Genomic DNA, 12,253 nt, shown 5'->3' on the forward strand with positions numbered 1-12,253 from the left:
AATAGCTTCACTTCGCGTCAGAATTGAGCTTTGATGCTGGTTAAGCGGGTGCAAACCCGCGCGGCAGAACCGGAAAGCCGAACACCATTTCCGGACAGCTGTGGGAACATCAGGTGTTAAAGGGAGATACCATGAAAAGAGCACTTCTGGCTGGCGCAGCGCTTAGCCTTGTGATGACGGGGTCCGCTTGGGCCGAAATCGTAATCGCGACTGCTGGTCCGATGACGGGGCAATACGCTTCCTTCGGCGCGCAGATGAAGGCCGGTGCCGAGCAGGCCGTTGCCGATATCAATGCGGCTGGCGGCGTGAATGGCGAGCAGCTCGTTCTTGAAGTTGGTGATGACGCCTGCGATCCGAAGCAGGCTGTTGCCGTTGCAAACCAGTTTGCCGGTCAGGGCGTGGCATTCGTGGCAGGTCACTTCTGCTCGGGCTCCTCGATCCCTGCTTCCAGCGTTTACGCTGAAGAAGGCATCGTGCAGATCACGCCGGCTTCGACCAATCCGAAGTTCACCGACGAGCGTCCGGGCGACGGCGTATTCCGCGTCTGCGGCCGTGACGACCAGCAGGGTGAAGTGGCCGGCAATTTCCTCGTCGAGAATTTCGGTGACAAGAAAGTGGCCTTCGTTCACGACAAGACCGCCTATGGCAAGGGCCTGGCCGACGCGACCATGGCTGCCTATGAGGCTGCCGGTGGCAAGCCAGCTCTCTACGAAGCCTACACCGCTGGTGAAAAAGACTACACCGCGCTTGTTTCCAAGCTGAAGCAGGAAGGCATCGGTGTTCTCTATGTGGGCGGTTATCACACCGAAGCTGGCCTCATGGCACGCCAGATGCGCGAGCAGGGCATGGATACGGTTCTCGTTTCCGGTGACGCTCTCGTGACCGACGAGTACTGGGCCATTACCGGTGATGCCGGTGAAGGCACCCTCATGACCTTCTCTCCGGATCCACGCAAGAACGAAGTTGCAAAGCCGGTTGTTGAAGCTCTTGAAGCTGCTGGCAAGACCACCGAAGGCTACGCGCTCTACACCTACGCAGCCATCCAGACCTGGGCAAAAGCTGCCAATGATGCTGGTTCTGTAGAGTATGACGCAGTGGTCAAGGCGCTCAATGAAGGCACCTTCGACACCGTTCTGGGCGAACTCTCCTTCGACGAGAAGGGCGACGTGACCCTGCCGGGTTACGTCTTCTACGAGTGGAAAGACGGCAAGTACGACTATCTCCAGCAGTAGTCCTTGCTAATATTCGCAAGAAAGCGGCCCGGCAGAAATGCCGGGCCGTTTTTCTTTGCGTTCGCAACCACTCCATAGGGGCAATGCGCAAAGATATGCTCATTTGGGACCTCACCTTGCGATATATGCGTTTGCGCTGCAGCAATCGGCGCGCTAACAAATGCGTGGCGTTTCGCGGGGGAGGAGTGACGCTGAACATCTTCCCCGGTGAAATGCACGTAATAATGTTTCCCTCACCGGAGTATGCCAGTGCAGATCAAGAAGCTTCTCGTCGCAAATCGTTCTGAAATTGCCATCCGCGTTTTTCGCGCTGCCAACGAGATGGGCATTAGAACGGTCGCGATATGGGCGGAAGAGGATAAATACTCACTGCACCGGTTCAAAGCCGACGAGTCCTACCAAGTGGGGCGTGGGCCGCATCTGGAGAAGGATCTCGGGCCCATCGAAAGTTACCTTTCGATCGAAGAGGTGATGCGGGTTGCCAAACTTTCAGGCGCCGATGCCATTCATCCCGGTTACGGGCTGCTCTCTGAAAGCCCGGAATTTGCGGAAGCCTGTGCCGAAGCCGGCATCACGTTCATCGGGCCGAAGCCAGAGACGATGCGCCGCCTCGGCAACAAGGTGGCCGCGCGCAATCTCGCCATCGAGGTGGGTGTGCCGGTGGTCCCGGCCACCGAGCCGCTGCCGGACGATATGGCTGTGGTGCGCCAGATGGCCGATGAGATCGGATATCCGGTCATGCTCAAGGCCTCCTGGGGTGGAGGCGGTCGCGGCATGCGCGCCATTCGCAAGGCCGAAGATCTCGAACGCGAGGTGATGGAAGCCAAGCGCGAGGCAAAGGCCGCCTTCGGCAAGGACGAGGTCTATCTGGAAAAGCTCGTCGAGCGCGCTCGCCATGTGGAAGTGCAGGTGCTGGGCGACACGCATGGTAATGCCGTGCATCTGTTCGAGCGTGACTGCTCCATCCAGCGTCGCAACCAGAAGGTCGTTGAGCGGGCGCCGGCTCCTTACCTCGACAACGCCAAGCGGGAAGAACTCTGCGGCTATGCGCTGAAGATCGCGCAGGCAACCAACTATATCGGCGCAGGCACGGTCGAGTTTCTGATGGATGCCGACACCGGCTCCTTCTACTTCATCGAGGTCAATCCGCGTATCCAGGTTGAGCATACGGTCACCGAAGAAGTGACCGGCATCGACATTGTAAAGGCGCAGATCCGCATTCTCGAAGGCCAAGAGATCGGCAACGGCAACACCGGCGTTCCGGTTCAGTCGGAGATCAAGCTTAACGGTCACGCCCTGCAGTGCCGCATCACCACGGAAGACCCCGAGCAGAATTTCATTCCCGATTACGGACGTATCACCGCCTATCGCGGTGCGACCGGTTTCGGCATCCGTCTCGACGGTGGTACGGCCTATTCGGGCGCGGTCATCACCCGCTTCTACGATCCGCTTCTGGAAAAGGTGACGGCCTGGGCGCCGACGCCGGAAGAGGCAATCCTGCGCATGGACCGTGCGCTGCGCGAATTCCGCATTCGCGGTGTCGCCACCAATCTGACCTTCCTTGAGGCGATCATTCGCCATGAGAAATTCCGCAACAACACCTACACGACGCGTTTCATCGACACGACGCCGGAACTGTTCGATCAGGTGAAGCGCCGCGACCGTGCGACCAAGCTCTTGAACTATCTGGGCGATGTTACGGTCAACGGTCATCCGGAGGCGCGCGACCGTCCGCGGCCCAAGGCGGATGCGGCTGCGCCGATCGTGCCCTATCTCAATGGCCCGGTCCCTGACGGCACCAAGCAGATTCTGGATGAGCGCGGCGCGGAAGGCTTCGCCAAGTGGATGCGTGAGCAGAAGCGCGTTCTGGTAACCGACACCACAATGCGCGACGGGCATCAGTCGCTTCTGGCCACGCGCATGCGCACACATGACATAGCGCGCATTGCGCCTGTCTATGCCCGAGCACTGCCCGAGCTTTTGTCGCTGGAATGCTGGGGAGGTGCGACCTTTGACGTTTCCATGCGCTTTCTGCAGGAAGACCCTTGGGAGCGTCTGGCGCTTGTGCGTGAAGGTGCACCAAACCTGCTTCTGCAGATGCTTCTGCGTGGCGCAAACGGCGTTGGCTACACCAACTACCCAGACAATGTGGTCAAGCTCTTCGTGGAGAAGGCGGCTGAAGGCGGCATCGATCTTTTCCGCGTCTTCGACTGTCTGAACTGGGTCGAAAATATGCGTGTGGCGATGGATGCTGTGCGCGAGAGTGGCAAGCTCTGCGAAGCGACCATCTGCTACACCGGCGACATCCTTGATCCGGAACGCTCGAAATATGACTTGAAATATTATGTGGGCATGGCGCAGGAGCTTGAGGCGGCCGGTGCGAACATAATCGCCGTGAAGGACATGGCCGGCCTGTTGAAGCCGAATGCCGCGCGCGCGCTCTTCAAGGCCCTGCGCGAGGCGACGGATCTGCCATTGCACTTCCACACGCATGACACATCTGGCATTTCGGCGGCGACTGTTCTTGCGGCTGTCGAGAGTGGCGTGGATGCGGTGGATGCGGCCATGGACGCGCTTTCGGGCAATACGTCCCAGCCATGCCTCGGCTCCATTGTCGAGGCGCTCAAGGGCGACGAGCGGGATACGGGTCTCGACCGCGAGTGGGTGCGCCGCATTTCCTTCTATTGGGAAGCCGTGCGCAACCAATATGCGGCCTTCGAAAGCGACCTTAAGGGCCCTGCTTCGGAAGTCTATCTGCACGAGATGCCGGGCGGTCAGTTCACCAATCTCAAGGAGCAGGCACGTTCGCTTGGGCTTGAGACCCGCTGGCACGAGGTGGCGCGTGCCTATCACGACGTCAACATGATGTTCGGCGATATCGTTAAAGTCACGCCGTCGTCCAAGGTCGTTGGCGACATGGCGCTGATGATGGTCAGCCAGGACCTGTCGGTCGAGGAGGTCGTTGATCCAAGGAAGGACATTGCGTTCCCCGACTCGGTCGTCTCGATGCTGCGCGGCGATCTCGGTCAGTCGCCGGGCGGATGGCCCGAAGCGCTGCAGAAAAAGGCGCTCAAGAACGAGAAGCCCATCACCGTACGCCCCGGTTCGCTTCTGGAGCCGGCCGATCTGGAGGCGGATCGCAAGGAGCTGGAAGAAAAGCTTGGTCGTGAAGTCAGCGATTTCGAATTTGTCTCCTGGCTGATGTATCCGAAGGTTTTCCTCGATTTTGCCGCAGCGCAGGAGACCTATGGCCCTGTCAGCGTCCTGCCGACGCCGGTCTTCTTCTATGGTGTCGAGACCGAAGAGGAGATCTTCGTAGACCTGGAGCGCGGCAAGACGCTGGTCATCCGCTGCCTGGCAGTGGGCGAGCCGGACGAGAAGGGCATGGTCACGGTCTTCTTCGAACTCAACGGCCAGCCGCGCCGCGTGAAGGTGCCGGATCGCCGCCATGCGGGTGCTGCGAAGACGCGTCCGAAAGCGGAGGCCAGCAATGAGGCACATGTGGGCGCGCCGATGCCGGGCGTCGTCTCCTCCGTCTCGGTCACGCCGGGTCAGGATGTAAAGGCGGGCGATGTTCTCCTGTCCATCGAAGCCATGAAGATGGAAACGGCCCTGCATGCAGAGCGTGACGGCGTGGTGTCGGAGGTTCTGGTGAAAGCCGGTGAGCAAATCGACGCCAAGGACCTGCTCGTGGTATTCGAGAACGGCGCCTGAGGCGATTTCTGCATAGGCAGAAGACCAAAGCCGGCTCCTCGGGGCCGGCTTTCTTCTTCTGGACCAAATGCAGGAGCAATGATGCCTGTTGACGTGGTGTCATCCTCGCGCGCTATGTGGCGCTTTCCCGCACACTCGGTTTTGAGGTGCGGGTCGCCATTTTGGACAATGTCATGACTGATCGCACGAATATCCGCGGCCGTTGGGCCGGCGCTGCCTGTTTCTTTGCCAATGGCTTCATGATTGGAAGCTGGGCGCCGCAGATCCCAGAACTGGCGGAGCGCTTCTCCCTGAGCGAAACCCAGTTGGGATTGCTTATCCTGGTCTTCGGGATTGGCGGCGTGAGTGCGATGCCGGTGAGCGGGATGCTAATCGGTGCGTTCGGAACGCGTCCGCTTCTGCGTCTGTCGGCCATTCTTCTTCCAACGGCTTTTCTTGCCGTCATTCTTGCTCCGTCCCTGCCATTGCTTGTCGCGATGCTCGCCCTGTTTGGAGCCATGCTCGGCGCGATGGACGTTTCGATGAATGCGAATGCAGTGCTGGTTGAGCGCCGTCTCGGACGGGCGATCATGTCATCGGCGCATGGCTTCTGGAGCCTGGGCGGCTTTGTGGGTGCGGGTGCCGGTGGCCTCCTGTTGGAAGCCAACGGTTATGTCTTCCATGCCGTCACGGTTGGTGTTGCCGCAATTGCCCTGGCGGTTATTGCGTGGCCTCATCTGCTCTTGGAGCGGCGTCCGGTTCTGGAAGATCGGGGCAAGATGCGCCTGCCGCGAAATCCGGCCATCTATCTTGTCGGGATCATCACGCTCTTCTGCATGGCGCCGGAAGGTGCCGTCCTCGACTGGGCAGCACTTTATCTGCGCGAGGAAATGGGTGCCAGCATTGCAGTCGCCAGCCTTGCATTTACGGCCTTCTCCGGCGCCATGGCGCTGATGCGGTTTGCTGGTGATGGTTTGCGCAACCGGTTCGGTGCGGTTCGCATGCTGCGGATTTCGGGTGTTCTGGCCGTAGTCGGGATGATCGGAGCGGGCCTTGCCACATCTCCCGCCGTTGCGATCTTCGCATTCGCGCTTACTGGCTTGGGTATTGCGAATATGGTGCCGATTGCATTTTCGGCTGCGGGCAACCAGCCGGGTATTTCGTCGAGCGCCGGCATGAGCGTGGCAACAACCATCGGATATTCGGGACTTTTGGTTGCCCCCTCGCTCATCGGCTATGTGGCCGAACATACAGGCTTTCAGGTCGTTTATCTTGGTCTGGCCGGGCTTCTTGCGCTCGTGGTGCTGCTCGCCCAGATCGTGGCCCCGGCCGACCAGATCCTCGCACAAGCTGCCGAGTAGCAGAGAGGAGACGGCCCGACCCGAAGGTCGGGCGCGTCCTTGAGGCTGTTCAGGCTATATCTGACCCATCAGAACCAGGATCAGGATGATCACGAGGATCAGTCCCAGGATACCGGACGGCCCGTAACCCCAACCGCGGGAATAGGGCCATGCTGGAATTGCGCCGATAAGCACAAGAATCAGTATGATAATCAGGATTGTGCCGAGTGACATGAGTGTTGCCCTTGTAAAAGATGAACCAACACCCTCACAACGCACATCAATTGGAGCGGGTTCCAGAACCCGCTCCTCATGCTTTATTCGGCTGCCTTGGAGTAGGGCAGATCGTCGTTCTCGCCCATAACCGGTTCCCTGCGCTCCTGCGCCGGTCTGCGGCGGAAAATGCGGGCGAGGATGCCGCGGCGCTTTTCTCCCGCAGGGCGATTTTCGCGGGTGAAGACCATCAGCGCCGAAGGCGTCACGATCAGCGTCAGGATGGTTGCGAAGGTCAGACCGTAGACGATCGCGCTGGACAGCGAGACCCACCACTGGGTTGATGGTGCGCCGATAGTGACCTCGTGGTCGAAAAGCTCAAGGCCGAGACCAAAGGCAATGGGCAGCACGCCCAGTACAGCCGATATGGCGGTCAACAACACGGGGCGAGCACGTTCGCGGCAAGTCTGCAGGATCGCCTCCTGCTTGCCCATGCCCTCCGAGCGCAGACGGTCATATGTGTCGATCAACACGATGTTGTTGTTTACCACGACACCGGCCAGCGCAATGACGCCGATGCCCGACATGACGATGCCGAAGGGCTGACCCGTCAGAAGCAGGCCGAGGAAAACGCCAATCGTCGCCATGACTACGGTCATCAGCACGAGAAAGACGCTGGTGAACTTGTTGAACTGCGCCAACAGCACCACGAAAATCAGGAAGATTGCAGCACCGAATGCCTTGCTAAGGAAGGCGGCTGCCTCGTCACTTTCTTCGCTGGAACCTGCAAGCTTCCATCGTGTGGCACCGAGATCAACCTCCTGCATCGCCTGTGCAACCTGCGCCTGGACTTCCGAAACCTGGAAGCCACTGGCCACATTGGCGGTGACCGACACGGTGCGCTGGCTGTTGATGCGGTTCAGGATACCCGTCGCCATTTCCGGTTCGCGTTCAACGAAATTGGAGATTGGCACAGGGCCCTGTGCGGTCTGCACACGAAGCTGGTCGAGTGTTGAAAGCGTGCGCCGGTCCTGAGGCAATCGCAGACGAATATCGACGGCGTCATCAACGCCAGCAGGGCGATAATCCGACAGCTTCAGCCCATTGGTAACCAACTGCACGACCGTGCCAACTGATGCAGGGCTGACGCCATATTGCGCAGCCTTTGCACGGTCGACGCGGATCGCCCAATCGATGCCGGGCGGCGGCAGGCCATCAGAGATGTCGATCACGCCATCGATCTCGCCGATCATGGCGGCGACCTGTGCAGCCTGATCGTTGAGATTGCGCGGATCAGCAGCGGAGAGCTGAATTTGGATCGGCTGCCCGGTTGGCGGGCCGGCTTCGGGTACGCGCACTTCAATTTCCACACCCGGCATCTGCGCCATCTCTGCGCGCAGATCATCGAGGATCTCGTTGGACGGCTTGCGCTCACGCCAATCGACAAACTCGTACTGGATGACGCCAACTACATCTTCGTCAATGTCCTGGCCGCCGCCGCGGGTCTGCCCGACGCGGGTATATACGGATTCGATGCCCGGCCAGCCGACGAGTTTTTCCTCAGCCGGGCGCACGAGACGGTCCATCTCGTCCAGCGAGAGATTGCCGCGCGCATGGACATACATCAGGCCATATTCGGGCTCTACCTCGGGGAAGAACTCCACGCCTGCGCCGTATTGGGAATAGGTGTACTGCACGCCCACAAGCAGCGCCACCGTGAGCAGCAGCACGGTCTTGGGGAACCGGATGGCCTTGCGGACGAGGCCGATATACCAGCCATCAGGCTTCGGCTCTTCCTGCACTTCCGCTTTCGCGATCAAGGCGCCGAGCGTGGGCGTGAAGATCAGGGCGTAGATCATGGAGGCTGCCAGGGTCACGATCAGCGTGATCGGCAGATATTTCATGAACTCGCCCACGATACCCGGCCAGAAGAGCAGGGGCGAGAAGGCGGCGATGCGGGTCATGGTGGCCGCGATGACAGGACCTGCCATGCGCTTTGCGGCAAGCTCGAAGGCGCTTGCGCGGTCCATGCCTTCCGTCATCCGGCGCTCTGCATATTCAGTGACGATAATTGCATCATCGACAAGCATGCCAACTGCCAGAATAAGGCTGAAGAGCACGACCATGTTGACCGTGTAGCCCATCAGCGACAGGGCATAGATGCCCATGAGGAAGGATGCCGGCACGGCGAGGCCGATAAGGAAGGAGGCGCGGCCGGACAGTGTGTAGAGCACGACGATGAAAACGAGGATGACGGCAATCAGAACGTGGTTCTGAAGATCCGAAAGCATGTCGCGGATCATCACCGACTTGTCCTGGCTGAAGGTGACATTCACACCAGCGCCGGTTTCCTTCACGAAGCTTTCAGCGATTGCCTTTACTTCATCGACGGTCTCAACGAGGTTCGAGCCGACACGCTTCTTCACCTCGATCGCGATCGCATTCTCGCCGTTCAGGCGCGTGACGGTGTCCGCATCGGTGAAGGTGGAGCGGACCGTTGCCAGGTCGCGAGCGCGGACGACTGCGTTTTGTGTGGCCACAATGGGGAGATTGGCCACATCTTCCACGTCTTCGATCAGTGAGGGGATCTTGACCGCATATTTGCCTTCACTGCCTTCCAGTGCGCCGGCTGCAACCAGACTGTTGGCGGCGTTAACGCCGCCGATAAGCTGGTTCAGCTGCAGGCCGTAGGAGGATAGTTTGACCGGATCGATGATGATCTCAACGAGTTCGTCGCGCGCGCCCTGGATCGCTCCTTCCAGAACGCCGGGCACTTCCTCGATGCGGTCCCGCAGCTCCTTGGCGGCATTGGTGAGAACACGTTCCGGCACATCGCCGGAGAGCGTTACGACGAGGATCGGGAATTCCGAGACATTGACCTCGTGAACGCCGGGTTCATCCGCGCCCTGCGGCAGCTCACGCTCTGCATCGGAAACCTTTGCGCGCACATCCTCGATGGCGTTGGAGAAGTCGTATCCGGCCTGGAACTCGACCAGCACATAGCCGCCGCCCTGATAGGCGGAGGAGCGCATTTCCTTGACGCCTTCCAGTCCTTTCAGAGCGGTTTCGACCGGACGCAGCAGGAGGCGCTCGGAATCTTCCGGTGAAATGCCCTGGTAGGACAGGCTCACATAGATGATCGGGATCGGAACATCCGGTTCAGCCTCTTTGGGGATGGACTGATAGGCCAGCGCGCCGGCGACGATGAAGAACATCAAGATCGACAGCGTCAGGCGCGCATTGCGGATGGCGAGACGAACAATATCCATCAGGGCTGGTTCCTACTGAACCGCTTGATCCGAAAGGGAGCCAGCGAGTTTGCGGATGAGCTCGGGGTCGGCATCGACGGGATGAACTTTCTCTCCATCACGGACGAGGTCCTGTCCCGCCACGATCACCCGTGCGTTTTCCGGGATGCCGGCGAGGTAAAGTGCGCCGGGCGTGTCATCGACTATGTCTATGGGGTAGAATGAGACGGTGTCGTCGTCGCCGACAACGCGAATGCCGAGGTCGCCTTCATTGCTGAGTGTGACGACCGAGCGGGGAAGCGCCACGGTTTCCACCCTCTCGGAAAGAATGCTGATCTCTGCCGTCATACCGGCAGGGATTGATCCGGCTTCGTTCTTGATGGCGACTTCAACCTGAAAGGTGCGCGTCTGCGGAGAGGCTTCGCGGCTGACATAGCGGATCACACCATCCAGATCGCGCCCATCCACCAAACGGATGCGCGCCCTGTCGCCGGGCTTGATGGTGCCAAGATCACGTTCAGACACCTCCCCGATAGCCAATATCGGGTCCAGTTTGAGCAAGGTAGCAATTTCACTGCCCTGCATGATGGAGCTGCCTTTCTCAACCGGCACGGAATCGATTAGGCCGGAGAAGGGGGCTTTCACGACCACGCGATCGAGATCTGCCTGTGCGGCCTCAACGGCCGAACGCGCACTGGCGAGGGCGGAGCGGGCGGCATCGAGCTGCAGGCGGGCGATATTCCCGCTCTTCGACAAGCGCTCGGCTGCAGTGGCCTCTGCTTCGCGTTGCGCAAGTACCTGCTGGGCGGAAGCAAGTGCTGATTCCTTGCCCTCGGTCTGGAGCTTCAGGATAATTTCCCCTTCGCTCACGCGCTGGCCTTTCTCTACGGTCAGCTCTTCGACGATGCCGGAGGAGCGGGCAGCGAGTACCGATTTCTTGTCGGGCGCGGTATAGCCGGAAACGCGAATGGTGCGGGCATGCTGCAGACGCGGCGGCACCGCAACCTGAACGGTCTTCAGTTCCACTTTGCGGGCAGGTGCATCCTGAGCTTCCTCGCGCTTCTGCTCAGCCTCGGCGCTGGCGCTGCCTACGGACGCAAATTCACCGGTCGCAATCCACGCGCTGGTTGCCAGCAGCACGATGACGGCTGCGACCTTGTGGAACTTTATCTTTGCCATTCTACTTTTCCAGTGTGAGACGTCTGCCTGGCAGAGCCCGGATGAGGGTCACCTGGCGACCCGGAAATTCGTGCCGAGAAATGCACAACCAGAATACTACAATGCTCCTGTTACGCGAGAAAGCCGTAGCCAGCTTTCTCCTGACACGGAAGGTAAGAGGATTCCCCTGTCCAATCGTAAAAGTTGAAGAGCGCGACGAGGAGCAGGTCTTCTTCTGCGAACACATTGACAAAATCCGTAATTTTGTCAACTTCGATTGCTGACAACTCTCTTCACCAGAAAGCGAAGGCTGTCCTTGAGCGAAAACAAGCGATCTCGAATTCTGCAGGGCGCACTTCAGGCTTTTCTGACTTACGGATTTGCCCGAACGACGATGGATGACATTGCCAAGGCAGCAGAAATCTCGCGCCCGGCGCTCTATCTCGAGTTTCGGAACAAGGCGGATATTTTCCGTGCGGTCGGGCAGGATCTCCTGGAGCAGTCCAGTGCGAAGGCAAAGGCGGCACTCAGGCAGTCCGGCAGTTTGCGCGAACGCATCCTGGCGGCACTGGACGGCGCGGTTTTCGAGCTGATCGACGAGATCGATGCGTCAGCGCATGGCGCCGAGCTGATCGATATGGAGAACCGAATTGCAGCTGACATTGTGAGTTGCTGGCGTGATGTGCTTGTCACCGCTTTTACCGAAGAGATTGCGAAAACCGCCGACAGCAAATGCGTTGCTTTGCAGGATCTCGGTCTGCCTCCCGCGGCTTTGTCGGGAATGCTCATGGATGTCTTGGAGGGAATGCGGGTGCGCGGAGAGTGCGGATCAACAGCGCGTGAGGCTGCGTGTCGCATGCTCAGGCTTATCGAAACAGCGATTGAGCAGGCGCGTATGGAAGCCGGGGCAACGGTGGGATAGTCGTGATGATCTGCGAACGCCCCGCATTTGGCGGGGCGTCATCGCGTAACAGGTCCGCGCTAGCGGCGCAGGAAGAAAGTGGCAGCCAAGCCGATGGCCACAAGGCCGGCAGCGGCGACACCAGCGCTGGCGGCAGGATTGTCGCGCGCCGTGCGTTCCAGACGGTGCGCGTTTCGGCGGATTTCAGGCAGGGCGGCGCTTACATATTCACGCAGCATTTCGCCGAATTCCGCGCCCATATTGCGGGTGTCGTGGTAGGCGCGCGCGCTCTTGCGCGACATCTGACGACGCAGATCGGCCACTTCGCTGGAGAGGCTGGCAATCTGATCATGCAGATCATCAGCCATGGAATCCCGGTAGCGGTGCATGGAGGTCGTTTCCTTTCATGTTCCCAACTGGCAAGGAAACGGTACATCCGGCAGGTGGTTCCATCATCAACTCTCCAGT

At 59.6% G+C, this 12,253-nt stretch carries 8 protein-coding genes; 4 read left to right on the forward strand and 4 right to left on the reverse strand.

The genetic code is table 11. The features are described 5' to 3' along the window. The first annotated feature begins 131 nt into the window (after positions 1-131). From WA367_RS02930 to WA367_RS02940, 3 genes are all read left to right on the forward strand, one after another. Positions 132-1,232 carry a branched-chain amino acid ABC transporter substrate-binding protein gene (locus WA367_RS02930; RefSeq protein ID WP_336055294.1) on the forward strand — a complete coding sequence of 367 codons (1,101 nt, stop codon included), beginning with the start codon at positions 132-134 and terminating at the stop codon, positions 1,230-1,232. Between the two features lie 249 nt (positions 1,233-1,481). Further along, on the forward strand, positions 1,482-4,946 hold the full coding sequence (pyc, locus tag WA367_RS02935) for a pyruvate carboxylase (protein ID WP_336055295.1): 3,465 nt from the start codon (positions 1,482-1,484) through the stop codon (positions 4,944-4,946). 173 nt (positions 4,947-5,119) lie between these two features. Next, positions 5,120-6,286, forward strand: a complete 1,167-nt coding sequence (locus WA367_RS02940; RefSeq protein ID WP_336055296.1) for an MFS transporter — start codon at positions 5,120-5,122, stop codon at positions 6,284-6,286. A 54-nt stretch (positions 6,287-6,340) separates the two neighbouring features. Here the strand turns inward: WA367_RS02940 and WA367_RS02945 are convergent, their stop codons facing one another. The 3 genes from WA367_RS02945 to WA367_RS02955 all read right to left on the reverse strand — a co-directional run bounded on the left by WA367_RS02945 (position 6,341) and on the right by WA367_RS02955 (position 10,905). Continuing rightward, positions 6,341-6,499 (reverse strand): DUF3309 family protein, encoded by a 159-nt coding sequence (locus WA367_RS02945; protein ID WP_036485855.1) that lies wholly within the window; start codon positions 6,497-6,499, stop codon positions 6,341-6,343. An 83-nt stretch (positions 6,500-6,582) separates the two neighbouring features. Further along, positions 6,583-9,747, reverse strand: coding sequence for an efflux RND transporter permease subunit (locus WA367_RS02950; protein WP_336055297.1), 3,165 nt, complete (start codon positions 9,745-9,747; stop codon positions 6,583-6,585). 12 nt (positions 9,748-9,759) lie between these two features. Beyond that, on the reverse strand, positions 9,760-10,905 hold the full coding sequence (locus tag WA367_RS02955) for an efflux RND transporter periplasmic adaptor subunit (RefSeq protein WP_336055298.1): 1,146 nt from the start codon (positions 10,903-10,905) through the stop codon (positions 9,760-9,762). A 295-nt stretch (positions 10,906-11,200) separates the two neighbouring features. Between WA367_RS02955 and WA367_RS02960 the strand changes: the two genes are divergently transcribed. Continuing rightward, the gene (locus tag WA367_RS02960; protein WP_336055299.1) at positions 11,201-11,806 is read left to right on the forward strand and encodes a TetR/AcrR family transcriptional regulator; all 606 of its coding nucleotides are present in this window, start codon (positions 11,201-11,203) and stop codon (positions 11,804-11,806) included. A gap of 59 nt (positions 11,807-11,865) precedes the next feature. On the opposite strand, the gene WA367_RS02965 is transcribed toward WA367_RS02960, so the two are convergent. Beyond that, positions 11,866-12,174: a hypothetical protein gene (locus WA367_RS02965; protein ID WP_336055301.1), complete on the reverse strand. Its 309-nt coding sequence runs from the start codon at positions 12,172-12,174 to the stop codon at positions 11,866-11,868. Positions 12,175-12,253: the final 79 nt, after the last annotated feature.

Source organism: Nitratireductor sp. CH_MIT9313-5, assembly GCF_037029545.1.
Lineage (GTDB): Bacteria > Pseudomonadota > Alphaproteobacteria > Rhizobiales > Rhizobiaceae > Chelativorans.

Bases quoted from the DNA above. Each gene is read 5' to 3' on its own strand.
- WA367_RS02930 (WP_336055294.1), top strand. From the start codon at position 132: ATGAAAAGAGCACTTCTGGCTGGCGCAGCGCTTAGCCTTGTGATGACG.
- WA367_RS02940 (WP_336055296.1), top strand. From the start codon at position 5,120: ATGACTGATCGCACGAATATCCGCGGCCGTTGGGCCGGCGCTGCCTGT.
- WA367_RS02945 (WP_036485855.1), bottom strand. From the start codon at position 6,499: ATGTCACTCGGCACAATCCTGATTATCATACTGATTCTTGTGCTTATC.
- WA367_RS02950 (WP_336055297.1), bottom strand. From the start codon at position 9,747: ATGGATATTGTTCGTCTCGCCATCCGCAATGCGCGCCTGACGCTGTCG.
- WA367_RS02955 (WP_336055298.1), bottom strand. From the start codon at position 10,905: ATGGCAAAGATAAAGTTCCACAAGGTCGCAGCCGTCATCGTGCTGCTG.
- WA367_RS02965 (WP_336055301.1), bottom strand. From the start codon at position 12,174: ATGCACCGCTACCGGGATTCCATGGCTGATGATCTGCATGATCAGATT.